The sequence below is a fragment of the Bradyrhizobium sp. CCBAU 53340 genome, assembly GCF_015291645.1.
GTDB lineage: Bacteria > Pseudomonadota > Alphaproteobacteria > Rhizobiales > Xanthobacteraceae > Bradyrhizobium.
Genome location: NZ_CP030055.1, coordinates 4918934 through 4941685, shown reverse-complemented (window position 1 = coordinate 4941685; position 22752 = coordinate 4918934). Strand labels below are relative to the sequence as shown.

Here is a 22752-nt window from a genome sequence, read left to right as displayed (position 1 = left end):
GCGAACGCAGCAGCCGCTGTCGGAAGCGGTGTGGCAGGGCAGGGTGGTGATGACCGCGAGGAAATCGCGACTGAACTTGGTGACGCTGATGAGGTCCGGTCAAGCGGGCTCTGTTTTCGAGATCGATAAAATTGTCTGCAATCCGCTCAGGAGCGGCAAACCGTGCGGACAAGAAACGGGGCGCCTTAAACCAGAGTTTTGGAACCGGCCTGCATTCTGCCGCAAAAGGGCAGGGCATCATCATGACAATTCTCAAGGAGGTCGTCGTCGCGGTCGCGGGGGTCTACGCGCTCCTGTTTGTCTGCGACGCATTGTTCGGGGTCGGCGAGGCGCGCTTCGACGATTCCTATTACAGCGCCAGCTTCTACGCGCCGAAGCCGCAGGAATTCCGCTTCGCCAGCGATACGCCGCCGGCGACCCGCGTCAGCGACGCCTTTGCGCAATTCTCGGCCGCCGAGGCCAAGCCGAACAAGCGCTATTCGTCCCTGACGACGATCATCCGCTAGGCGCGCTCGGTGGCGTGATCGCCGGGATGTTGACCCGCGCGTTGCGGGATCAGCAGCAGGCAGACGATCATGAAGGCCGCGATGACGGCCGAGGCCAGCGGCCGGCTTAGCGCCAGCCCGCCGTGATCGAGTGGCTTGTCGAGGAAATCGCCGACCGTTGCGCCCAGCGGTCGCGTCAGGATGAACGCGGCCCAGAACAGCGTGACGCGTGAGACGCTGGTCCAGAGATAGAGCGCTGCGATGACGGCCAATCCGGCCGCGAAAATCAGCGCGCCGCCGCGATAGCCCATGTCGCCGGAATCGGCGATCCAGTCACCGAGCGCAGTGCCGAGCGTTTGCGAGAAGGTGATCGCGCCCCAGTAGAAGGCTTCCGCCCGCGGGGTGCTGATGCTGTTGACCGAGATCGTTCCCTCCGCGCGATACCAGAGCACCAACACCAGCACGAGACAGGTCAGCAGCAGCGTCGAGCCGCCAGTATAGCCGATGCCGAGCGAGCGGTCGGCGAAGTCAGCCATCGTGGTGCCGAAGGTCGTCGAGGCCACGATGGTCGCCCAATACAGTGCTGGGTGAAATGTTTGCGCGCGGATCTGTGCCGCGACGAGCACGACCATCGCGGCCAGGAACAGGCACGTGCCGGCGAGGTAACCCCAGTTCAGCGTCATCGTGACCGTGTCGCCGCCGGTCTCACCGAGGGTCGTGGCGGCAATCTTGATGATCCAGAAGCCGAGCGTGACTTCGGGAACCTTGCTTTCCCTGACAAGGGCGTTCCTGTTGGAATATCTCATGATCTCCTTGGCGCGTCCGGCGTACGGGGAACGCGATCGATCGCGTTGCCGACGGTGTGCCAGTTGGCAAACGGCAGCGGCGGAAATCAGTTTCGTGATCATCGATGACGAGAAGGAGGCGGCCGCCTTCAACAAGGCGTGACGCTCACTCCCCCTGGATCCATTCCGCCACACTGCGCCACAGCGTGTCGCGATGCTCGGGGCGGAAGAAGCCGAAATGGCCGATCGCCTTGGCGCCGACGTCGGACGGCTTCACGTTGAGCACCTCCGGCTTGATCGCCGTGAAGCCTGATGTGAGCAGCTCGACCGCTGATAGCGTCGCCCAGGGATCGTCGGAGAAGCAGAGCGCGCGCAGCTCGCCCTTGAACTTGGCAAAATTCTCCAGCGCCGGCAGCTTTGAATCGAACAGATAGCGCGGGCTCGAAACCCAATCCGCCCATTGCAGGAAGACGCCCTTGGGCAGATCCTCGCCGACGCCGGCCCAGCCAGGCGCGTAGCCGAGCGCGTGGGTGAGCGGCACGCCGACGAAATTCATGAAAGCGAAGACGCGGTATTTCTCCGGCGACGTCATCAGCCGCCAGGTCGCGGCTTGCGAGGCCACAAACGCGGCACGCGAAATCTCGCTGTTGTTTTCGATCAGCCCGAGCGCCTGGCCGCCGAAGGAATGGCCGACATAGGCAAGCGGCAGCGCTTGATAGCGCTCGCGCATCCAGCGCACCGCCGCGGTGACGTCCTGCGCGGCCCAGTCCGACATCGACGCTTTGAAGCCGACCAGCGATTTCGGCCGGTTGTAACCGACCATTGCCGGCAGCCGGGAGTCGCCGATGCCACGGTAGTCATAGGTGAGGACGGCGCAGCCGCGATGGGCGAGATAGGAGGCAAAGCCGCTATAGATCTTTCGTGGGACAGCAGTCGCCGAATTGATCAGGACGGCGTGGCGCTTGGCGCCGCGCGGCAGGAACAGGGTGCCGGTCAGGGCATACCCGTCGGTCGCCGGGAAGCTGATCTCGTCGATGAAGACGTCGTCCAGTGGCGCATCCATGGGGAGAAGTTGTCTTGCCGTTTCCTCTGCCGCCCCAAGCAAATGCGAATTCGGCTTTGCCTGCAAGGGTTTGCATTGCGAAATGGATTTACAACTGGCAGTGTCGCGCCAGCCTGTGTATAAGGCGGCCCTCGCAACCCACAGATCGGGTTGTACTTTTTTGCTTCACGGAGAGATTGCGATGTCCGAGCGGTGGTCGCCCGAGTCCTGGCGCAGCAAGCCGGTGCTACAGGTGCCCGAATATCCCGACGCCAAGGCCTTGGCCGACGTCGAGGCGCAGCTTGCAACCTTTCCGCCGCTGGTGTTCGCCGGCGAGGCGCGCAATCTGAAGAAGGCGCTGGCCCGCGTTGCCGCAGGCGAGGCCTTCCTGCTCCAGGGCGGCGATTGCGCCGAAAGCTTTGCCGAGCACGGCGCCAACAACATCCGCGACTTCTTCCGTGTGCTGCTGCAGATGGCGGTGGTGCTGACCTATGCCGGCGCGGTGCCGGTGGTGAAGGTCGGCCGCATCGCCGGCCAGTTCGCCAAACCGCGTTCGTCGCCGACCGAGAAGGTGGGCGGCGTCGAGCTGCCGAGCTATCGCGGCGACATCGTCAACGACATCGCCTTCACCAAGGAAGCGCGCGTGCCGGATCCGCAGCGCCAGCTGATGGCCTATCGCCAGTCGGCCGCGACGCTGAACCTGCTCCGCGCGTTCGCCACCGGCGGCTTTGCCAATCTCGGCAGCGTGCATCAGTGGATGCTCGGCTTCCTGAAGGATTCGCCGCAATCCCGCCGCTACAAGGAGTTGGCCGACCGCATCTCGGACGCGCTCAACTTCATGCGCGCCTGCGGCCTCGATCTCGAGAGCCACCCCGAGCTGCGCGCCACCGATTTCTACACCAGCCATGAAGCGCTGCTGCTCGGCTATGAGCAGGCCATGACCCGGGTCGATTCCACTACCGGCGACTGGTACGCGACCTCGGGCCACATGATCTGGATCGGCGACCGCACCCGCCAGCTCGATCACGGCCATGTCGAATATTTCCGCGGCATCAAGAATCCGATCGGCCTGAAATGCGGTCCGTCGCTCAAGCCCGACGAGCTGTTGAAGCTGATCGACGTGCTCAACCCTGACAACGAGCCGGGCCGGCTGACCCTGATCAACCGTTTCGGCTCCGACAAGATCGCCGATCACCTGCCGGGCCTGATCCGCGCAGTGAAGCGCGAGGGCAGGGTGGTGGTTTGGTCGTGCGATCCCATGCACGGCAACACCATCACCTCCACGACGGGCTACAAGACGCGGCCGTTCGACCGTGTGCTGTCCGAGGTGAAGTCGTTCTTCACGATCCACGCCGCGGAAGGCACCTATGCCGGCGGCGTGCATCTGGAGATGACCGGCCAGGATGTCACCGAATGTATCGGCGGCGCTCGCGCCATCACCGACGAGGATCTCAACGACCGCTATCACACGGTCTGCGATCCCCGCCTCAACGCCGAGCAATCGATCGACATGGCTTTCCTGATCGCCGAACTGTTGAAGCAGGAACGCGCCGGCAAGGTCAGGCCGATGCCGGCCGCAGCGGGGCTCTAGAACCTTGCTGCGGATTTGGAAGGCCACGATCAATTCCCGCAACGGTCTGGCCTTTGCGTTCCGCTCGGAACAGGCCGTCCGCGAGGAGATCTTTGCGCTCCTGCTGTCGCTGCCCGTGGCGTGGTTCGTCGCAGCGACCGCGACGCGCGCGGTCGAACTGGTCTGCGCGGTCGCCTTCGTGCTGGTGGTCGAGCTGCTGAACACTGCGATCGAGAAGCTTGCCGACCGCTTGACGATGGATCACGACAAGCAGATCGGCCGGGTCAAGGACATGGGCTCGGCCGCCGTCGGTGTTGCGTTGTTGATGGCCGGGGCGTTCTGGATCATCGCCATCATCGAGCGATTGGGGTTTCTCTAAAGCGAGGGCGGCGGCCATGACCGAACGTCTCAACGTATTCGCGGTCACGCTCGCCCAGCTCAATCCGACCATGGGCGATATCGAGGGCAATGCCGCCAAGGTACGCGCTACGCGCGCGCAGGCGATCGCCGACGGCGCTGATCTCGTGCTGTTTCCGGAATTGTTCATCGCCGGCTATCCGCCCGAGGATCTGGTGCAGAAACCGGCCTTCCAGGCGGCCTGCCGCGGCGCAATCGAAACGCTCGCGCGCGAGACTGCCGACGGCGGTCCGGCATTGCTGATCGGCACGCCCTGGGTCGAGGACGGCAAGCTCTACAATGCCTGCGCACTGCTCGACGGCGGGCGCATCGCTGGCTTGCGTTTCAAATGCAATCTGCCGAATTACGGCGTGTTCGACGAGAAGCGGTTGTTTTCGCGCGGACCTGCGGCGGGCCCCGTCACCGTGCGCGGCGTGCGGATCGGCGTGCCGATCTGCGAGGACATCTGGCTGGAAGAATCCGAGGACTACGAGAACGTGGTCGAGACGCTGGCCGAGACCGGCGCCGAGATCATTCTGGTGCCGAACGGCTCGCCCTATGGCCGCGACAAGAACGATGTACGTCTGTCGGTAGCGGTCGCACGGGTCACTGAAAGCGGCTTGCCGCTCGTCTACCTCAATCAGGTCGGTGGCCAGGACGAGCTCGTGTTCGACGGGGCCTCATTCGCGCTCAATGGCGATCTCTCGCTGGCTGCGCAATTGCCGGCTTTCGCAGAGAGCGTCACCACGTTGCGCTTCACCAGGAACGGCGATGATTGGCACTGCGCCGGTCCTGTCGCCGAGCAACCCGAAGGGGACCGCGCCGATTATGCCGCGTGTGTGCTGGGCCTCCGCGACTATGTCACCAAGAACGGCTTTCCCGGCGTGCTGCTCGGCATTTCCGGCGGTATCGATTCCGCGCTGTGCGCAGCGATCGCGATTGATGCGCTCGGCGCCGATCAGGTGCATGGCGTGATGCTGCCTTATCGCTATACGGCGGCAAGCTCGATTGCCGACGCCGGCGAACTCGCCGGCCATCTTGGCATCCGCTACGAGGTGTTGCCGATCGCCGAAGCCGTGAACGGCTTCGAGGCCATCCTGTCCGGTATCTTCAAGAACCTGCCGCCCGATATCACCGAGGAAAACCTGCAGGCCCGCACCCGCGGCACGCTTCTGATGGCGATTTCGAACAAGACCGGGCTGATGGTGGTGACGACAGGCAACAAGTCGGAGATGTCAGTCGGCTATGCCACGCTCTATGGCGACATGAACGGCGGCTTCAACCCGATCAAGGATATCTACAAGACGCAGGTGTTCAGGCTGGCAAGCTTGCGCAATGCATGGAAGCCCGACGGCGCGCTCGGGCCCGCGGGCGAGGTGATTCCGCCCGATATCATCACGCGTCCGCCGACGGCGGAGCTGCGCGAGAACCAGACCGATCAGGATTCATTGCCGCCCTATGATGTGCTCGATGCGATCCTCGAGCGGCTGGTCGAGCGCGAGGAGCCGCTCGAGCAGATCATCGCCGCCGGCTTCGACCGCGAGACGGTGACGCGTATCGACCATCTTCTCAACGTCGCTGAATACAAGCGCCGCCAGGCCGCGCCCGGCGTGAAGGTGACGCGCAGGAATTTCGGCCGCGACCGCCGCTATCCCATCACCAACCGTTTTCGCGACAATGGGTCGCCGCTGCCGGCGCCGGACGAGGCGCTCGTCTCGCGCGGTAACGCCGCCTCGACGGACGCGTACGAGGGGTGACGTTAGAGGCCGGGCCTGCCGGTGCTACGACGGGATTGCAAAGAACAGCACCCGAAGCAGGTGCGTGTATTCGGACTCCAGCACCATGATCGTCACAAAGACCAATACTGCGATCGGCGGCGCCAGGATGGCATAGGTGAGCGCCAGCCGCTCCCAGGCCATGTGCATGAAGACAGCGACGATCAGCCCAGCCTTCACCACCATGAACAACAGGATCAGCGACCACCTGAGATAGCCATGTATGCCAAAGTAGTCGACGAGGTAGGAGCACGTGCTGAGGACGAACAACCAGCCCCAGACCACGAGGTACAGTTTGATCGGGTGCTGCTGGCCATGCGCCGCTTCTGATGCGACTGCGTCATGCGCATGAGCGTATAGCCGTCCTTCCATGTCTACCGTCGCATTTGTCATTGGCCGACCTCACCAAAGATAGAACAGGGCAAAGATGAACACCCACACGAGATCGACGAAGTGCCAGTACAGGCCCATGATCTCGACGATTTCGTAATAGCCTTTCCGGCTCGTGAAGAAGCCGCGCCTCCTGATATCGAAGTCGCCGCGCCAGACCTTTCGCGCAATCGCGATCAGGAAGATCACGCCGATCGTCACATGCGTGCCGTGGAAGCCGGTAATCATGAAGAAGCTCGAGCCAAACTGCTCCGCGCCCCACGGGTTGCCCCAGGGGCGCACGCCCTCCCTGATCAGCTTGGTCCATTCGAACGCCTGCATTCCGACGAAGGTCGCGCCGAACGCTGCGGTGACGAGCATCAAGACTGCGGTCCGGACGCGATCGCGGCGGTAGCCGAAATTGACTGCCATCGCCATCGTCCCGCTGCTGCTGATCAGGATGAAGGTCATGATGGCGATCAGGATCAGCGGGATGTGCTTGCCGGCGAAGTTGAGGGCGAAGACTTCGCTGGGGTTGGGCCACGGCACGGTCGTCGACATGCGTGCCGTCATGTAGGAGAGCAGGAAGCAACTGAAGATGAAGGTATCGCTGAGGAGGAAGATCCACATCATGGCCTTGCCCCAGGACACGTTCTTGAACGCGCGCTGATCCGAAGCCCAGTCCGCAGCGATGCCGCGCCAGCCTGGAAGCCGTCCAGGAGCTTCTGCTGTATGTGTCAGTGCCGTCTCAGCCATCCGGTCTCGCCTCCCTAGCTCAGCAATTGGCGACAGATGTCGACGAAATCGTCGGTCCAGCCCGTGAGAAGCCCGAGCAGGACAAGCCAGACCAACAGCAGGAAGTGCCAGTAGATGGCGCATAATTCGACGCTTAAGCGCATGTCGGCGATCTCGGAGCTGCGCCACACCTTGGCCGAGGTTCTGCCCAGCGTTACGAGGCCGCCCGTCAGATGCAGCCCATGCACCGCGGTCAACAGGTAGAAGAAGGAATTGGCCGGATTGGATGCCACGAAATATCCGGCCGCGTTGAGCTGCTGCCAGGCCAGGAGCTGTCCGGCCAGGAAGATCACGGCGGCTGCTCCGCCCGCGAGCAGGCCGAGCATCATGCCTTCGGTGTCGTTGCGGCGTACCGCAACATAGGACCATTGCAGCGCGATGCTGCTCAAGACCAGAACGCCCGTGTTGAACCACAGCAGCCTCGGGACGGGCAGTATCCGCCAATCCGCCGCGTTCATGCGCATGGAGTAGGCGCTGATGAAAAGGATGAACAATGAGCTTGCGACCGCAAGAAACACGCCAAGTCCGATCTTCGCTGCTGGCCATGCCATTGCATCGCCGCCGGGGAAGTCACCGGCCGGACCTTCCTCCAGCCATGGCTTGGCCGTCAGCCGTTGCTGTGAGAGCCACCATCCGGCGATGACCGCGATCACAGCCAGGAACAGGAGGATGGCGCTCACGAAGCTGCTCCCTGAGAGATCCGCGTCGCCCGCGGCGGCTGGTTCTGCGGAATGAAGTCCTGGTCGGCACCGGGTACGCTGTAGTCATAGGCCCAGCGATAGACGATCGGGAGCTCCTTGCCCCAGTTGCCGTGCCCGGGAGGCGTCTCCGGCGTCTGCCACTCCAGCGTCGTCGCCCGCCAGGGATTGCCGCCGGAGGGCTCGCCCTTGAACAGACTCCAGGCCAGATTGAACAGGAAGACCATCTGGCTGAAGCCGACGGTCAGGGCCACAACGGAGATGAAGGCGTTCAGCGAATGCGCCGAGGGCGGGATGAATGCTGCGTCGCCGAGCTCGAAATACCGGCGCGGAACCCCGAGCAATCCGAGATAGTGCATCGGGAAGAAGATCAGGTAGGCGCCGAGGAAGGTGACCCAGAAGTGAAACTTGCCGAGCACGTCGTTCAGCATTCGGCCCGTGACCTTGGGGTACCAATGATAAATCGCCCCGAGCACGACCATGATCGGCGCCACGCCCATCACCATGTGGAAATGCGCGACCACGAACATGGTATCCGAGAGCGGGACGTCCACCACGACGTTGCCGAGGAAGAGACCGGTGAGCCCGCCGTTCACGAAGGTGATGATGAAGCCGAGGGCGAACAGCATCGGCACTCTGAGATGAATGTCGCCGCGCCACAGGGTCAGCACCCAGTTGTAGACCTTGATCGCGGTGGGGATCGCGATGATGAGCGTCGTGGTGGCGAAGAAGTACCCGAATTGCGGGAACATGCCGCTGACATACATGTGGTGCGCCCATACGACGAAGCTGAGCGCGCCGATGGCCACGATCGCCCAAACCATCATGCGGTAGCCAAAGATGTTCTTGCGCGCATGCGTGCTGATCAGATCGGAGACGATGCCAAAAGCGGGCAGGGCGACGATGTAGACCTCGGGGTGGCCGAAGAACCAGAACAGGTGCTGGAAGAGCAGCGGGCTGCCGCCGTTGTATTTCGACAGCTGCCCCATCTCGACAAGGGAAGGCATGAAGAAGCTGGTTCCCAGCAGACGGTCGAGCAGCAGCATGACCGAGGCAACGAACAGCGCGGGGAATGCCAGCAGCGCCATGACCGTCGCCGTGAAAATGCCCCACACCGTCAGAGGCAGGCGCATCAATGTCATGCCGCGGGTGCGCGCCTGGAGCACCGTGACCACATAATTCAGCCCGCCCATGGTGAAGCCGATGATGAACAGGATCAGGGACGACATCATGAGAATGATGCCCCAATCCTGCCCGGGCGTTCCTGAGAGGATTGCCTGCGGCGGGTACAACGTCCAGCCGGCGCCTGTTGGGCCGCCGGGGACAAAGAAGGCCGAAGCCAATACCAGGACCGCGAGCAGATAGACCCAGTAGCTCAGCATGTTCACATAGGGGAAGACCATGTCCCGGGCGCCAACCATCAAGGGGATCAGGTAGTTGCCGAAACCTCCCAGAAACAATGCCGTGAGCAGGTAGATCACCATGATCATGCCGTGCATGGTGATGAACTGGAGGTACTGGTTGGGATCAATGAAAGAGAAGGTGCCGGGAAACCCCAACTGAAGGCGCATCAGCCACGACAGCACCAGCGCGACCAGTCCGATGGCAGAGGCTGTCAGCGCATACTGAACAGCGATCACCTTGGCATCTTGTGAGAAGACGTATCGCGTCCACCAGCTCTTTGGATGATAGAGCTCGACGTCAGGCACTTCGGCAGGCGGAGTTCCTGCGATCCCATCATATGGAATATCGACCATAGAAATACCTCCTCGGTCGTTTCCATCGGGGCGACGAGTTGGCCTCACGCACCCGATCCATCTTCGCCTCAGCGCTTGCTACTTGGCGCCGGATTGATACCTCGTCTTCACGATGGCGTTTCCAGGCGACAATTCAGCAAATGTTTTCTGTTGCTCCAGCCAAGCGTGATATTCACGTTCTTCGTCGACGATCACCCTGGCGCGCATCTGGTAGTGCGCGGCACCACAAAGCTCCGCGCAGAGAACATCGAATGTTCCGGTTCGGATTGGCTGTATCCAAAAGTAGGTCACCACGCCCGGCACCATGTCCATCTTGGCGCGGAATTCGGGCACGTAGAAATCGTGCAGGACATCAACCGAGCGGAGGAGGATCTTGACCGGCTTTCCCAGTTGGAGGTGCAGATCACCGTTTTCGATCACGACATCGTCCTGCCCATGAGGATCGTCGCGATTGAGTCCCATCGGATTGTCGGGTCCGATGTTGCGGACATCGGATGTGCCGAGCCGCCCATCCTTGCCCGGAAGGCGAAAGCTCCATTGCCATTGCTGGCCCATGATTTCGACGTCGGTGGCATCTGCGGGCACCGTCACGAACTGGTGCCAGACAACCAAGCCGGGCGCCAGCATGGCCGCGACGCCGACGCCGGTCCCGACACTCAGCCACCATTCGAGTCTTTTGTTTTCCGGATTGTAGTCGGCCCGTCTTCCCTCTTTGTGGTGAAAGCGGAAGACGCAATACGCCATGAAGGCGATGACCGCGACGAAGACAAAGCCCGTGATCCAGAACGTGATGTTGATGGTGTGGTCGATATAGGCCCAGTTCGTCGCGATAGGCGTCCACCACCACGGGCTGTAGATGTGAAACAGCACCGAGCCGATTGCGACGAGAAGCAGTATCAGTGCGACAGCCATCCTGATCCATCCTTGCCATCGAAGGCTACGGATACGAATCCAGGGCGGAGCTCACGTCTGTCGCAATTGCGGACTTTGCTATGCTGGCACTTGGCTATGCTGGCACATCCGCCATCGCCGCGCCTCTTGCCTCGCCCGTTCAAACGGTCGCGATATTCAAGAGAACCATCGCGACTCTCACTGGAGCTGTGGGCGTCTAGGCATTTAAGATGATCCCCTGCGAACGCGGCGTCAATAGCATGTCAACGCGCTTGGCTGGCGCGGGCGACCCCCTGCTACCGGCCAAGAAGTCGCCCCCCGCGTGAGGTAATGCATCGCACAAATCCTCTGACCATTAAAGCAATTCACCTAACCGTGAGTGTCGCTTAGTGCCGGTGCCGCTAAGCTCAAAGAGGCAGGTCGCGACGGGTTTCGTCCGGCTAAGTTCCTCCTCTTTGAGCCTGAATTTGCCGTACTTGGCTCGATCGCGTTTCCCGTACGCAAGGCGGATACGCGCGGCCGGAAAGCGCGTCGTTGGCCGCCGCGACTTTCAGGAGGAGGTGTCCATGGCGACACTGTATTCACACAACATCGTAAAGCGGCACGTCTTCGGGGAGGCGGTCTCTTATCCCGTTCGCAAGATCGGCTTGTCCGATTTGACTGAGGTGCTGCGCCTGGGCTGGGAGGACTTCCAGGCGATGCCGAGTCACGCGATCGTCGTCTGCGTGATTTACCCTGTCCTCGGTCTCGTCCTGTTCAGGATGGTCCTCGGCTATTCGGTCCTGCCGCTGCTGTTTCCTCTCGCTGCGGGCTTCGCCCTCGTCGGTCCGTTTGCTGCGATCGGTCTCTACGAGCTCAGCCGTCGCCGCGAGCGCGGCGAGGAGGTCGAAGCGTGGGATGCGATCAAGGTGTTGCGCGCACCATCGTTCGGCGCCATGCTTGAGCTCGGCCTGCTCCTGCTGGTCCTGTTCGGTGCCTGGATCGGCGTCGCGAACGCGATCTACGTCTCAATCTTCGGCCACGCGGCGGCCGCAAGCATTCCTGACTTCGCAACGCGCGTGCTGACGACGCCGGAAGGTTGGTCGCTCATCGTCGTCGGTTGTGGTGTCGGCTTCCTGTTCGCGGTTGTGGCGCTGTGCATCAGCATCGTGTCGTTTCCGTTGATGCTCGACCGGCATGCGACTGCGATCGATGCGATCCGCACGTCGCTTCGAGCTGTGGCGGCGAATCCGGTTGCGATGGCCGGGTGGGGCGTCATCGTGGCGGCGCTGCTCGTGGTCGGCTCGCTACCGTTCTTCGTCGGTCTCGCTGTCGTTCTGCCGGTACTTGGTCATGCCACCTGGCACCTCTACCGGCGGGTGGTCGAGCCGAACCCGAATCCACCGGACGAGCTGCCGTCGCCCCCAAAGGGAAAGCGCTACGCGGCGGACTTTCCGGCCAATCTCTTTCCGTGGAGCCGCGAGGGCGGGGAGTAACAGCGAAACAGCCGCGTCAGGCGGCCGCCTTCGCAGGGCGTGACAGAGCGCAACGGTCTACTTCTGCTGCTGCGGCAAGAAGGTCGGCCCGACCGAACGGATCGGCTTGTTCTCCGAGGTGGTGGTCGTGCTTGCGTCCGCCGGCGGTGTCGCTGCCGGTGCGGTAGCGGTCGTTGGCGCCGGAGCTGCGCCCTTCTTGCCATTCGCAGGAGGCGCGCCCTTGGTGAGCTGCCGCTGCTGCATCTTCCTGGCGCTCTCCTCGGTGACGATGATGTCACCCTGTTGCTCCACTGCTGCCTTGTCGTCGGCTGACTTCAACGCGTCGGCCCAGCTCTGGCCCGCCGCCTTGCAAGAGCAGGACGGGTTGAACTCGCTGCGGAATTTGAAGGCGTTCGGCAGCGACGTGTAGGGCTGGCCGCTGATGGAGACCGCGGAGTTCATGTCCTCGCCGGGATTGCGGTGGGCATAGAGCGTGGCTTCGGCCGCCGGACACAGCGCCTTGCAGGTCTTTTCATCGTCGGGGAAGCGCGCCGGCACGGTCGCAAACGAGATCGGGAAATAGGCGCCGTCGCAGGTGCGCACGCATACGGTGCGATAGGTGCCGGATTGCGGGCCGCCGAAATCGGCAGGCGGCGCACCGGGCGGATTGTTCGGGTTGTTGCCGCCGCCGAACAGGTTGCTCAGGAAATTGCCGGGGCCTTGCGACTGCACGGCGTTGGCGTATTGCGGGCCGCAATTGTTCTGCGCCAGGGCCATCAGCACCGAGCGGCGCTGGCTGTCGCGTTCGGGGCTGCCGCCGCCGGGACCGCCACCGCGCAGGCGCTCGAGATTGCTGGTGATCTGATCCAGATTGGCGCGCATCTGCTGGATCTGGGTATTGACCGGGCCGCATTGCGCCGACTGGCCGTTGAACAGCGAGAAGAAGCCGGAGGAATCGCAGCCCATGCGCTTGGCCTGCATGGTGACGCGCTCGAGCTCGGCCTGCTGACGGCTCTGGGACTCCTGGTAGCGGCGGATCTGGTCGTCGCGTGCGGGGTCGCTGCTCCCGCCACGGTCGAGCGCGGCCAGCTGTCCTTCCAGCCGCACGCACATCGGGTTCGGGCCGAGCCCGCCTTGGGCGGGCGGCGGCGGTCCGGGCGGGCCGGCCTGTGCAAAGGCATCGGTGGCGAGCACGACGCCGAGAAGCACGGCGCAGGCAAGGAGGAAGCGGGGACGGGACAGAGACAAAAATTCAGGCATATCCGCCATTCTAGCGAGGTCACGGCCCCAAGTGACTTTCAAGTGACTTTCATGCGTGATTGCGGGCCGAAGCGCGCCCTCCAATAGCCGCTTCCGGCGGCATCGTCACGTCGTTTCAGGGGCCGAAGATGGTCCTAAGGTCTACCAGTTCCGAGCGAATTCAGCGTTGGCAGGTGATTGCGACATATTCGTCGCAATGGCCATGGGAGCAGTTTGCGCCGGATTTGGGGACAGAGCCGGTAATTTCATCGGGATCGACCCGGCGGTAGCTCGATGCCTGCGCAAAGTCTCGTGACCGGCAATAGGTGCGGGCGACCTGCGCGCCGCATGTCTTGCCCTTGGCCAGGCACTGGTCGACACCATAGCCGTCGACCTGATTGGCGATGATGAAGACGCGGGTCTCGGCGAAAGTGCTGGATGCCGCGAGGAGAGAGGCACAGGAGACGAGCGCGAACAGGGATCGCATGGGGCACCGGGGGCTGGGGACCGCCGGCACATTAATAAACTCAAAAGGTTAAGGAGAACGGAACCCGCTGGGGCGGCGACGCGCTTTGCGGAGATAAGGCGGCATTTTCGCGGCTCCCTTGACGCGGGGCCGCTTCCTAGCCCATATGTCGCCGCATGAACGGTCTCCTCGCCATCTGCATTATTTGCCGCGAGATTACGAGCTAGCGATTCGCTGGCTGGAGCCGTCTTTTCTCAAACACATTGAGAGCACTGGACGCCCGGCCACCAGCCGACGGGTGTCCCTATGGAATTGCGCCTTTACGATACGCTGAGCCGGGAAAAGCGCACCTTCGTCCCGCTCGATGCGAAGAACGTCCGCGTGTATGTCTGCGGACCGACCGTCTATGACTTCGCCCATATCGGCAATGCCCGGCCCGTGATCGTGTTCGACGTGCTGTTTCGGCTGCTGCGCCATGTCTATGGCGAGGCGCACGTCAAATATGTCCGCAACATCACCGACGTCGACGACAAGATCAACGACCGCGCCGCGCGGGATTTTCCCGGCCTGCCGCTGAACGAGGCGATCCGCAAGGTTACCGAAGAGACCGGTAGACAGTTTCACGCCGACGTCGATGCGCTTCGCGCACTGCGGCCGACCGTCGAGCCGCGCGCGACCGAGCATATCGGCGAGATGCGCGAGATCATCGAGAGACTCGTCAAGGGTGGCTTCGCCTATGTCGCCGAGGACCACGTGCTGTTCTCGCCGCAGGCGATGAACGCGGCCAATTCCGTGCTGCCGCGCTATGGCGCGCTGTCCAACCGTTCGCTGGACGAGATGATCGCCGGCGCCCGCGTCGATGTCGCGCCCTACAAGAAGGGCAATACCGACTTCGTGCTGTGGAAGCCGTCCAAGCCCGGCGAGCCGTCCTGGCCGTCGCCGGCCGGGATCGAGGCCGAGGGCCGTCCGGGCTGGCACATCGAGTGCTCGGCCATGGCCTGGAAGCATCTCGGCGAGCAGTTCGACATCCATGGCGGCGGCATCGACCTCGTGTTTCCGCATCACGAGAACGAGGTGGCGCAGACCTGCTGCGCCTTCCACCAGCAGCGCATGGCGAACACCTGGATGCACAACGGCTTCCTGCAGGTCGAGGGCGAGAAGATGTCGAAGAGCCTCGGCAACTTCATCACCATACACGAACTGCTCGCGGACTGGCCGGGTGAGGCGCTGCGTCTCAACATGCTGAAGACGCATTACACCTCTCCGATCGACTGGACCATGAAGTCGCTGGAGGAGAGCGCCAAGACGCTCGACGACTGGTATCGGGCCGCCGCCGACGTCGAGCCCGGCAAGCCGGCTGCGTCCGTGGTCGAGCCGCTGCTCGACGACCTCAACACGCCGCAGGCGATTGCGGCGCTGCACGGCCTGCGCGGCAGCGACGTAGCCGGCCTTGCGGGCTCGCTGCGGCTGTTGGGCTTCCTCTCCGAAAGCGCCGCCCAATGGGAAGATCGCAAGCAGCGGGCGAGCGGCGTCGACGCCAGGGAAGTCGAACGCCTGATCGCGGAGCGGACCGCCGCGCGGGCGCGCAAGGATTTCGCCGAGTCCGACCGCATCCGCGATCAGCTCGCCGCAATGGGCGTCGCGATCAAGGATTCCAAGGCCGGAACGAGCTGGGAGGTTGTGCGATGACGCGCCCCGACACGCCTTTTCCGCGGCACTGGCTCTATTACATCGTGCTGAAAATCCTGCTGCTCGGCGCCGCCGTGGCGATCGTGCTGAAACTCTACGGGATGTGGTGAAAATGATGGCACAAGCGCACCCCAAGCCCGCACTTCGGCCGTTCCTGCCGGCCGACGTTCCGATGCTCGCCGCGATTTTTGCCGCCAGCATCCAGGAGCTGACCGGCGACGATTACAGCGAGGCGCAGCAGGAGGCCTGGATGGCGGCGGCCGAGACCGAGGAGTTCGGCAAGCGGCTCGCGTCCGACCTGACGCTGATCGCGACACTCGACGGCTCGCCCGTCGGCTTCGCCTCGTTGCGCGGCGCCGACCACATCCACATGCTCTATGTGCATCCGGCCGCGAGCCGGCAGGGCATCGCGACCATGCTGGTCGATGCGCTGGAGAAGCTCGCTGGCGGCCGCGGCGCTGCGGCGCTCACGGTCGATGCCAGTGATACCGCCCAGAACTTCTTTGCCCAGCGCGGCTACACGGCCCAGCAGCGCAACAGCGTCACCATGAACGACGAATGGCTCGCCAACACCACCATGAAGAAGACGCTCGGAGCTGCGCAATGAGCAAGGAGCGCCTCTATCTGTTCGATACCACGCTGCGTGACGGCGCGCAGACCAACGGCGTCGACTTCACGCTGGCCGACAAGCGGATCATCGCAAGCATGCTCGATGATCTCGGCATCGACTATGTCGAGGGCGGCTATCCCGGTGCCAATCCGCTCGACACCGAGTTCTTCGGCTCTAAACCGAAGCTCAGCCATGCGCGTTTCACCGCCTTCGGCATGACGCGCCGCGCAGGACGCTCTGTCTCCAACGATCCCGGCGTCGCCGGGCTGCTCGAAGCCAAGGCCGATGCGATCTGCTTTGTGGCGAAGTCCTCGGCCTACCAGGTGCGCGTCGCGCTGGAGACGACCAAGGAAGAAAACCTCGCCTCGATCCGCGACAGCGTCGCAGCCGCAAAGGCCGCGGGCCGCGAGGTCATGCTCGATTGCGAGCATTTCTTCGACGGTTACAAGGAAGATGCGAGCTTTGCGCTCGCCTGCGCCACGGCGGCCTATGAGGCCGGCGCGCGCTGGGTGGTGCTGTGCGACACCAATGGCGGCACCATGCCTGATGAGGTCGAGGCCATCGTCACCGAGGTGACGAAGCACATCCCCGGCGATCACGTCGGCATCCACGCCCATAACGACACCGAGCAGGCGGTGGCCAACTCGCTTGCCGCGGTGCGCGCCGGCGCGCGGCAGATCCAGGGCACGCTGAACGGGCTCGGCGAGCGTTGCGGCAACGCCAATCTCTGCTCGCTGATCCCGACGTTGAAATTGAAAAAAGAGTTCGCGGACGCGTTCGAGATCAGTGTCACGCAGGAGAAGCTCGCGACGCTGGTCAAGGTCTCGCGCACGCTGGATGACATGCTCAACCGCGTGCCGAACCGGCATGCGGCTTACGTCGGCGAGAGCGCCTTCGTGACCAAGACAGGCATTCACGCTTCCGCCGTGATGAAGGATCCGCAGACCTACGAGCACATCCTGCCTGAGCTGGTCGGCAATCACCGCAAAGTGCTGGTGTCGGACCAGGCCGGCCGCTCCAACGTCATCGCCGAGCTCGACCGTGCCGGCATCGCCTATGAGAAGAGCGATCCCAAGCTGACGCGGCTCGTCGAGGAGTTGAAGGAGCGCGAGGCCCAGGGCTACGCCTATGAATCCGCCAACGCCTCTTTCGATCTGCTGGCGCGCCGCACGCTCGGCAAGGTGCCGCATTATTTCGAGGTCGAGCAGTTCGACGTCAATGTCGAGCAGCGCTACAACGCGCTCGGCGAGCGCGTCACCGTGGCGCTGGCCGTGGTCAAGGTCGACGTCGCCGGCGAGCATCTGATCTCGGCCGCCGAAGGCAACGGTCCGGTCAATGCGCTCGACGTTGCCTTGCGCAAGGACCTCGGCAAGTACCAGAAATATATCGAGGGCCTGACGCTGATCGACTATCGCGTCCGTATCCTCAATGGCGGCACCGGCGCGGTGACGCGCGTCTTGATCGAGAGCGAGGACGAGAATGGCGATCGATGGACCACGGTCGGCGTGTCCCCGAACATCATCGACGCCTCGTTCCAGGCGCTGATGGATTCGGTGATCTACAAGCTCGTGAAGTCAGGCGCGCCGGCGTAGGTGTTGCCACGGATACCGTCATTGCGAGGAGCGAAGCGACGAAGCAATCCAGACTGTCTCCGGGGATGCATTCTGGATTACTTAGCTGCGCTCGCAATGACGGGGAGAGAGGGGGGCATTAACAATGATCGACCACATCTCCGTCGGCGTCAGCGAGCTCGAGCGCTCCGCAAAGTTTTATGAAGCAACGCTCGCCGCGCTCGGCCTCACGCGCCTCGTCACCCGGCCGCGCACGATCGGCTTCGGCAAGGCCTATCCCGAATTCTGGATCAATTTGCGCGAGGCCATGCCGCGTGTCCCACCGGAGAGCGGCGTGCACATCTGCCTGCGGGCGAAAACGCCAGGGGAGGTCGACGCGTTTCATGCCGCCGCGCTTGCAAGCGGCGGCGCCTCCGACGGCGCGCCGGGTCTGCGCCCGCACGACCGCGTGCGCTATTATGCAGCCTTCATCGTCGATCCCGATGGTAACCGGATCGAGGCGGTGACGTTTCCGCAGGACTAGCGCATGATCCGGAAAAGTGTGCAGCGGTTTTCCGAAAAGATCATGCGCAAACAAAAAGCTTAGAGCTTGCGCGCGACGTCCGGGGCCATCTGCTTTTCCGCCTCGGCGATCTGAGCTGCCGCTGACCTCAGCTTCGGCAAAATATCGTCGACGCGATCGGCCTTGAGGATGTCGACCGAGAGGCCGGCGCGGATGAACTCGGTCTGGCGCATATGCGACAGCAGCGAGAACAGCGGCTCCCAGAAATCGTCGATGTTGGCGAGCAGAACAGGCTTGGCGTGCCGGCCGAGCTGCTTCCAGGTCAATTGCTCGACCAGCTCCTCCAGCGTGCCGACGCCGCCCGGCAGCGCCACGAAGGCGTCGGAGCGCTCGAACATCAGGCGCTTGCGCTCGTGCATGTCGGGGGTGACGATCATTTCCTGCACGCGCGTCAGCGCGTTCTCACGCTTGCGCAGGAATTCGGGGATGATGCCGGTGACGGTGCCGCCGTGATCCAGCACGGAGGTTGCGACCGAGCCCATCAGGCCCAGCGAGCCGCCGCCATAGACGAGGCGAATGTTGTTCTCGGCGAGCGCCTTGCCGAACGCCTTGGCGCCTTCGGTGAAACGGGGATTGGTTCCGGGGCCGGAGCCGCAATAGACACAGACGGTTTTAATGGTGCTCATTGGTGTCATGATGCATTGCAGCGGAGGGCCGTCAAGCCCTTCGGGTGATTCGGACTACCCGGAAATCTACCGGTAAATGGCGACAAACAATCGAAGATTCGCCATCTGGCGGGGTGCGCTTGGCCCCGGAAGCTTCTATATGACGAGCGAAAACAGTTAATCGCAACGCGCCCGCATCCGGCGGGCCCTCCAGGTTTCTTCATGAGCCCACCTCACTCTCATTCGCCAGACACGCCTGAGCCCAAAGGTGGACCGCTGGAGCGGGCCACGCTGATGGGCACGCTGGCCCATCTGTGGCCCTATATCTGGCCGGGCGATCGCTTCGACCTGAAGATGCGGGTGGTCTGGTCGATGGTGCTGCTGCTCGCGGCCAAGCTGGTCACGCTGGCGGTCCCGTTTAGCTTCAAATGGGCAACGGATGCGCTCACGGGTGCCAACACCGCGCCGGTGCAGGCCGGCAACTGGCACCTCTGGGTGGTGGCATCGCCGCTGCTGCTGACGGCGAGCTATGGCCTCATGCGCATCGTGATGGCGGTGCTGACGCAATGGCGCGACGGCATCTTTGCGCGCGTCGCCATGCATGCGGTGCGCAAGCTCGCGAACATCACTTTCATCCATATGCACGAGCTCTCGCTGCGTTTTCACCTCGAGCGCAAGACCGGCGGCCTGACGCGCGTACTCGAGCGCGGCCGCGCGGGCATCGAAGTCATCGTGCGCATGGTGATCCTTCAGCTGATCCCGACCATTGTCGAGGTCTCGCTATTGATGGCGGTGCTGCTCTGGCAGTTCGACTGGCGCTATGTGGTCGCGACGCTGATCACGGTCGCGGTCTACATGTACTACACCTATGTCGCGACCGAGTGGCGGATCGGCATCCGTCGCAAGATGAACGATTCCGACACTGAGGCGAACACCAAGGCGATCGACTCGCTGCTCAACTACGAGACCGTCAAGTATTTCAGCGCCGAGGCGCGCGAGGCGCAACGCTACGACCGCTCGGTCGCGCGCTACGAGGAGTCGAGCGTCCAGGCGTATACCTCGCTCGCCGTGCTCAACACGGGGCAGGCCGTGATCTTCACGCTCGGGCTGACCGCCACCATGCTGATGTGCGCGATCGGCATACGCAACGGCACCAACACGGTCGGCGATTTCGTGCTGGTCAACGCCATGATGATCCAGCTCTACCAGCCCCTGAATTTCATGGGCATGGTCTATCGCGAGATCAAGCAGGCGATCATCGACATCGAGAAGATGTTCAATGTGATCCACCGCGAGGCCGAGATCAAGGACGCGCCCGATGCGCGGCCGCTCGTCGTTTCCGCCGGCACCGTGCGCTTCGAGGACGTGCGTTTTGCCTATGAACCGACGCGGCCGATCCTCAAGGGCATCAGCTTCGAGGTGCCGGCCGGAAAGACGGTCGCGATCGTCGGCCCGTCAGGTGCGGGCAAGTCGACGATCTCGCGGCTGCTGTTCCGCCTCTACGACATCTCCGGCGGCAAGATCCTGATCGATGGCCAGGACATCCGCCAGGTCACACAAGGCTCCTTGCGCGGCTCGATCGGCATGGTGCCGCAGGACACGGTGCTGTTCAACGACACCATCCGCTACAATATTCGCTACGGCCGTTGGGACGCCAGCGACGACGAAGTCGAGGAAGCGGCGCGACTGGCGCAGATTGATCCTTTCATTCGCATGGCGCCGATGGGCTACGAGACCCAGGTCGGCGAGCGCGGCTTGAAACTGTCGGGCGGTGAGAAGCAGCGTGTCGCGATCGCGCGCACGGTGTTGAAGGCGCCGCCGATCCTCGTCCTTGACGAGGCGACCTCGGCGCTCGACACCCACACCGAGCACGAGATCCAGGGCGCGCTCGACCGCGTCGCGAAGAACCGCACCTCGCTCGTCATCGCCCACCGGCTCTCGACCATCGTCGGTGCCGACGAGATCATCGTGCTCGACCAGGGCCGCATCGCCGAGCGCGGGACCCATGCCAGCCTGCTCGCGCAGGGCGGTCTCTACGCCAGCATGTGGGACAGGCAGCGTGAGGCCGAGGCCGCGCGCGAGAAGCTGGCCCGGATGACCGATTCGAGCGATGCGCCCAATCGGGAGCCGCCGCCGGTCGAGGACGCCCTGACGGCGCAGGCGGCAGCGGAGTGAGCTTGTCTCCGGTCCCAACTCTGGCCTAAACAACCCCGGTGCGCGAGACGACCCGCGCCATCAACCCCATCAGCGGCAGATAGCGATGTCCATTCTCGATTCGATCCAGCGTCAGATCCCGCCGATCCACAAGGAGGGTTATCCCTTCATTGGCGGCTTTGCGCTGGCAAGCCTGGTCCTGTTCTGGCTGTGGTCGCCGCTGGGATGGATCGGCACGATCTTGACCGTGTGGTGCGCGCTGTTCTTCCGCGATCCCGTGCGCGTGACGCCGGTGCGCGAGGGGCTGGTGGTGTCGCCTGCCGACGGCCGCGTCTCGATGATCACCACCGCGCTGCCGCCGGCCGAGCTCGGCCTCGGCGACCGGCCGCTGCCGCGCATCTCCGTGTTCATGAGCGTGTTCAACTGCCATGTGAACCGCGCGCCCGTGGCGGGCAGGGTGGACCGCATCGCCTATCGTCCCGGCCTGTTCATCAATGCCGAGCTCGACAAGGCGAGCGAGGACAATGAGCGCAACTCGCTCGTCATCTCGACGCCGCAGGGCCGCATCGGCGTGATCCAGATCGCGGGCCTCATCGCCAAGCGTATCGTCTGCTTCGTCAAGGAAGGCCAGGCGATAGGCGCCGGTGAGCGGTTCGGCCTGATCCGCTTCGGCTCGCGGCTCGACGTCTATCTGCCTGTCGGGACCAAGGCGCTGGTCTCGGAAGGGCAGACCGCGATCGCCGGCGAGACCATTCTGGCCGATCTCACCGGAGACGACCCCGGCCGCGCCTATCGCGCCAATTAACCAAAAGGCCGTGTCGAGGGGCCTTCCGCCGCAATGGCGGAGGGGAATGCGGCTTGCTATATCTCGCTGAGAGGTGAGGACGAGCCCATGACGCCCTACGACGATAGAGATCCCGACATCCGCCGTCGCCGGTTCCGCCCGATCCCGGTGCGGATGCTGGTGCCGAACGTGATCACGCTGCTGGCGATCTGCGCCGGCCTGACCGCGATCCGGCTGTCGATCGAGGGCCGGATGGCGCTCGCCGTCTACGCCATCGTGTTCGCGGCCGCGCTCGACGGCATCGACGGCCGCATTGCGCGCCTGATCAAGGGCCAGTCGAAGTTTGGCGCGGAGCTCGACAGCCTCGCCGACTTCGTCAATTTCGGCGTCGCCCCCGGCTTGATGCTGTACTTCTGGCAGTTGCACGAACTCGGCAATGCCGGCTGGATCGCGGCCATGGTGTTTGCGATCTCGATGTGCCTGCGGCTCGCGCGCTTCAACGCCACGCTGGACGATCCGAACAAGCCGGCCTTCGCCGCCAATTTCTTCACCGGCGTGCCGGCACCGGCCGGCGCGATCACCGTGATGTTGCCGATCTATGCGGCGTTCCTGGATTTCGGCCGCTGGCCTGCGGCGCTGACGGCCGGCTACACGCTGCTGATTGCCTTCCTGATGGTGTCGCGCCTGCCGGTGTTCTCCGGCAAGAGCATGCGGATGCGGGTGCCGCCCGAGCTGGTGTTGCCGGCGTTCGTCGCGGTGATCTTCTTCATCGCGCTGCTGATCAGCTATCCCTGGTACGTACTGTCGATCGGCACGGTGCTGTATCTTCTCGCCTTGCCGCTCGGCTACAAATCCTACCGCGACCAGGCGCGGGCGACGAACGCCGTGGCGCCGGCGGGCGGGGAGGTGCCGTCGCCGCCATCTGCACCGACGATGGCGAGCCTGTCGGAGCCGCCGCATGACGACCGGCGGCTGCACTGAGCGATCGCACGCGGATATCTGCCATGAGAGCGCCTGAGTTGGGTTGAGGCCCGATCTCGGCTATATCGCCCGGT

The 22752-nt window shown here is 63.5% G+C and carries 22 protein-coding genes; 12 read left to right on the top strand and 10 right to left on the bottom strand.

The features are described 5' to 3' along the window. The first annotated feature begins 242 nt into the window (after window positions 1–242). Window positions 243–506 carry a hypothetical protein gene (locus XH89_RS23650; protein WP_194462815.1) on the top strand — a complete coding sequence of 88 codons (264 nt, stop codon included), beginning with the start codon at window positions 243–245 and terminating at the stop codon, window positions 504–506. Here the strand turns inward: XH89_RS23650 and XH89_RS23645 are convergent. Both XH89_RS23645 and XH89_RS23640 read right to left on the bottom strand, forming a co-directional pair. After that, the gene (locus XH89_RS23645; RefSeq protein WP_194462814.1) at window positions 503–1291 is read right to left on the bottom strand and encodes a hypothetical protein; all 789 of its coding nucleotides are present in this window, start codon (window positions 1289–1291) and stop codon (window positions 503–505) included. The genes XH89_RS23650 and XH89_RS23645 overlap by 4 nt on opposite strands. 145 nt (window positions 1292–1436) lie before the next feature. Further along, on the bottom strand, window positions 1437–2333 hold the full coding sequence (locus tag XH89_RS23640) for an alpha/beta fold hydrolase (RefSeq protein WP_194462813.1): 897 nt from the start codon (window positions 2331–2333) through the stop codon (window positions 1437–1439). Between the two features lie 181 nt (window positions 2334–2514). On the opposite strand from XH89_RS23640, the gene XH89_RS23635 reads away from it, so the two are divergent. Genes XH89_RS23635 through XH89_RS23625 form a run of 3 tightly spaced genes read left to right on the top strand, consistent with a single transcriptional unit; the run spans window position 2515 to window position 6035 of the window. Further along, window positions 2515–3903 carry a class II 3-deoxy-7-phosphoheptulonate synthase gene (locus XH89_RS23635; RefSeq protein ID WP_194462812.1) on the top strand — a complete coding sequence of 463 codons (1389 nt, stop codon included), beginning with the start codon at window positions 2515–2517 and terminating at the stop codon, window positions 3901–3903. A 4-nt stretch (window positions 3904–3907) separates the two neighbouring features. After that, the gene (locus XH89_RS23630; RefSeq protein WP_194462811.1) at window positions 3908–4261 is read left to right on the top strand and encodes a diacylglycerol kinase; all 354 of its coding nucleotides are present in this window, start codon (window positions 3908–3910) and stop codon (window positions 4259–4261) included. A 16-nt stretch (window positions 4262–4277) separates the two neighbouring features. Next, window positions 4278–6035, top strand: coding sequence for an NAD+ synthase (locus tag XH89_RS23625; RefSeq protein WP_194462810.1), 1758 nt, complete (start codon window positions 4278–4280; stop codon window positions 6033–6035). Window positions 6036–6059: 24 nt separating this feature from the next. Here the strand turns inward: XH89_RS23625 and XH89_RS23620 are convergent, their stop codons facing one another. The 5 genes from XH89_RS23620 to XH89_RS23600 form a co-directional block, all read right to left on the bottom strand. Next, on the bottom strand, window positions 6060–6446 hold the full coding sequence (locus XH89_RS23620; protein ID WP_194462809.1) for a cytochrome C oxidase subunit IV family protein: 387 nt from the start codon (window positions 6444–6446) through the stop codon (window positions 6060–6062). 9 nt (window positions 6447–6455) lie between these two features. Further along, window positions 6456–7178, bottom strand: a complete 723-nt coding sequence (locus XH89_RS23615; protein WP_194462808.1) for a heme-copper oxidase subunit III family protein — start codon at window positions 7176–7178, stop codon at window positions 6456–6458. 14 nt (window positions 7179–7192) lie between these two features. Next, entirely contained in the window at window positions 7193–7897 is a 705-nt protein-coding gene (locus XH89_RS23610; protein WP_194462807.1) for a cytochrome c oxidase subunit 3, read from the bottom strand. Then, the gene (locus XH89_RS23605; RefSeq protein WP_194462806.1) at window positions 7894–9672 is read right to left on the bottom strand and encodes a cbb3-type cytochrome c oxidase subunit I; all 1779 of its coding nucleotides are present in this window, start codon (window positions 9670–9672) and stop codon (window positions 7894–7896) included. The genes XH89_RS23610 and XH89_RS23605 overlap by 4 nt, the downstream gene beginning before the upstream one ends. 78 nt (window positions 9673–9750) lie before the next feature. Then, complete coding sequence (locus XH89_RS23600) at window positions 9751–10584, bottom strand: cytochrome c oxidase subunit II (RefSeq protein WP_194462805.1); 834 nt, start codon at window positions 10582–10584, stop codon at window positions 9751–9753. A gap of 545 nt (window positions 10585–11129) precedes the next feature. Between XH89_RS23600 and XH89_RS23595 the strand changes: the two genes are divergently transcribed. Beyond that, entirely contained in the window at window positions 11130–12038 is a 909-nt protein-coding gene (locus XH89_RS23595; RefSeq protein ID WP_194462804.1) for a DUF2189 domain-containing protein, read from the top strand. 57 nt (window positions 12039–12095) lie between these two features. On the opposite strand, the gene XH89_RS23590 is transcribed toward XH89_RS23595, so the two are convergent. After that, window positions 12096–13286: a DUF2865 domain-containing protein gene (locus XH89_RS23590; RefSeq protein ID WP_194462803.1), complete on the bottom strand. Its 1191-nt coding sequence runs from the start codon at window positions 13284–13286 to the stop codon at window positions 12096–12098. 151 nt (window positions 13287–13437) lie between these two features. Continuing rightward, window positions 13438–13743 (bottom strand): hypothetical protein, encoded by a 306-nt coding sequence (locus tag XH89_RS23585; RefSeq protein ID WP_194462802.1) that lies wholly within the window; start codon window positions 13741–13743, stop codon window positions 13438–13440. Window positions 13744–14028: 285 nt separating this feature from the next. Between XH89_RS23585 and cysS the strand changes: the two genes are divergently transcribed. From cysS to XH89_RS23565, 4 genes are all read left to right on the top strand, one after another. Continuing rightward, window positions 14029–15411 carry a cysteine--tRNA ligase gene (cysS, locus tag XH89_RS23580; protein ID WP_194462801.1) on the top strand — a complete coding sequence of 461 codons (1383 nt, stop codon included), beginning with the start codon at window positions 14029–14031 and terminating at the stop codon, window positions 15409–15411. Between the two features lie 115 nt (window positions 15412–15526). After that, window positions 15527–16018, top strand: coding sequence for a GNAT family N-acetyltransferase (locus XH89_RS23575; RefSeq protein ID WP_194468591.1), 492 nt, complete (start codon window positions 15527–15529; stop codon window positions 16016–16018). Further along, window positions 16015–17613 (top strand): citramalate synthase, encoded by a 1599-nt coding sequence (gene cimA, locus XH89_RS23570; RefSeq protein ID WP_194462800.1) that lies wholly within the window; start codon window positions 16015–16017, stop codon window positions 17611–17613. The genes XH89_RS23575 and cimA overlap by 4 nt, the downstream gene beginning before the upstream one ends. Before the next feature lie 124 nt (window positions 17614–17737). Beyond that, the gene (locus XH89_RS23565) at window positions 17738–18115 is read left to right on the top strand and encodes a VOC family protein (protein WP_194462799.1); all 378 of its coding nucleotides are present in this window, start codon (window positions 17738–17740) and stop codon (window positions 18113–18115) included. A 59-nt stretch (window positions 18116–18174) separates the two neighbouring features. Here XH89_RS23565 and XH89_RS23560 read toward each other — a convergent pair whose 3' ends face one another. Further along, window positions 18175–18780: a TIGR00730 family Rossman fold protein gene (locus tag XH89_RS23560; protein WP_194462798.1), complete on the bottom strand. Its 606-nt coding sequence runs from the start codon at window positions 18778–18780 to the stop codon at window positions 18175–18177. Between the two features lie 201 nt (window positions 18781–18981). Here XH89_RS23560 and XH89_RS23555 point away from each other — a divergent pair, with 201 nt between their 5' ends. The 3 genes from XH89_RS23555 to XH89_RS23545 all read left to right on the top strand — a co-directional run bounded on the left by XH89_RS23555 (window position 18982) and on the right by XH89_RS23545 (window position 22678). Next, the gene (locus XH89_RS23555) at window positions 18982–20934 is read left to right on the top strand and encodes an ABC transporter ATP-binding protein/permease (protein WP_194462797.1); all 1953 of its coding nucleotides are present in this window, start codon (window positions 18982–18984) and stop codon (window positions 20932–20934) included. 85 nt (window positions 20935–21019) lie between these two features. Next, on the top strand, window positions 21020–21718 hold the full coding sequence (locus tag XH89_RS23550; protein ID WP_194462796.1) for a phosphatidylserine decarboxylase: 699 nt from the start codon (window positions 21020–21022) through the stop codon (window positions 21716–21718). A gap of 87 nt (window positions 21719–21805) precedes the next feature. Further along, entirely contained in the window at window positions 21806–22678 is an 873-nt protein-coding gene (locus tag XH89_RS23545) for a phosphatidylcholine/phosphatidylserine synthase (RefSeq protein ID WP_194462795.1), read from the top strand. Window positions 22679–22752 lie beyond the last annotated feature (74 nt).

Excerpts from the sequence above, each read along its gene's own strand:
- XH89_RS23650 (WP_194462815.1), top strand. The coding sequence starts at position 243 with ATGACAATTCTCAAGGAGGTCGTCGTCGCGGTCGCGGGGGTCTACGCG.
- XH89_RS23645 (WP_194462814.1), bottom strand. The coding sequence starts at position 1,291 with ATGAGATATTCCAACAGGAACGCCCTTGTCAGGGAAAGCAAGGTTCCC.
- XH89_RS23640 (WP_194462813.1), bottom strand. The coding sequence starts at position 2,333 with ATGGATGCGCCACTGGACGACGTCTTCATCGACGAGATCAGCTTCCCG.
- XH89_RS23635 (WP_194462812.1), top strand. The coding sequence starts at position 2,515 with ATGTCCGAGCGGTGGTCGCCCGAGTCCTGGCGCAGCAAGCCGGTGCTA.
- XH89_RS23625 (WP_194462810.1), top strand. The coding sequence starts at position 4,278 with ATGACCGAACGTCTCAACGTATTCGCGGTCACGCTCGCCCAGCTCAAT.
- XH89_RS23620 (WP_194462809.1), bottom strand. The coding sequence starts at position 6,446 with ATGACAAATGCGACGGTAGACATGGAAGGACGGCTATACGCTCATGCG.
- XH89_RS23615 (WP_194462808.1), bottom strand. The coding sequence starts at position 7,178 with ATGGCTGAGACGGCACTGACACATACAGCAGAAGCTCCTGGACGGCTT.
- XH89_RS23605 (WP_194462806.1), bottom strand. The coding sequence starts at position 9,672 with ATGGTCGATATTCCATATGATGGGATCGCAGGAACTCCGCCTGCCGAA.
- XH89_RS23600 (WP_194462805.1), bottom strand. The coding sequence starts at position 10,584 with ATGGCTGTCGCACTGATACTGCTTCTCGTCGCAATCGGCTCGGTGCTG.
- XH89_RS23595 (WP_194462804.1), top strand. The coding sequence starts at position 11,130 with ATGGCGACACTGTATTCACACAACATCGTAAAGCGGCACGTCTTCGGG.
- XH89_RS23590 (WP_194462803.1), bottom strand. The coding sequence starts at position 13,286 with ATGGCGGATATGCCTGAATTTTTGTCTCTGTCCCGTCCCCGCTTCCTC.
- XH89_RS23585 (WP_194462802.1), bottom strand. The coding sequence starts at position 13,743 with ATGCGATCCCTGTTCGCGCTCGTCTCCTGTGCCTCTCTCCTCGCGGCA.
- cysS (WP_194462801.1), top strand. The coding sequence starts at position 14,029 with ATGGAATTGCGCCTTTACGATACGCTGAGCCGGGAAAAGCGCACCTTC.
- XH89_RS23575 (WP_194468591.1), top strand. The coding sequence starts at position 15,527 with ATGGCACAAGCGCACCCCAAGCCCGCACTTCGGCCGTTCCTGCCGGCC.
- cimA (WP_194462800.1), top strand. The coding sequence starts at position 16,015 with ATGAGCAAGGAGCGCCTCTATCTGTTCGATACCACGCTGCGTGACGGC.
- XH89_RS23565 (WP_194462799.1), top strand. The coding sequence starts at position 17,738 with ATGATCGACCACATCTCCGTCGGCGTCAGCGAGCTCGAGCGCTCCGCA.
- XH89_RS23560 (WP_194462798.1), bottom strand. The coding sequence starts at position 18,780 with ATGAGCACCATTAAAACCGTCTGTGTCTATTGCGGCTCCGGCCCCGGA.
- XH89_RS23555 (WP_194462797.1), top strand. The coding sequence starts at position 18,982 with ATGAGCCCACCTCACTCTCATTCGCCAGACACGCCTGAGCCCAAAGGT.
- XH89_RS23550 (WP_194462796.1), top strand. The coding sequence starts at position 21,020 with ATGTCCATTCTCGATTCGATCCAGCGTCAGATCCCGCCGATCCACAAG.
- XH89_RS23545 (WP_194462795.1), top strand. The coding sequence starts at position 21,806 with ATGACGCCCTACGACGATAGAGATCCCGACATCCGCCGTCGCCGGTTC.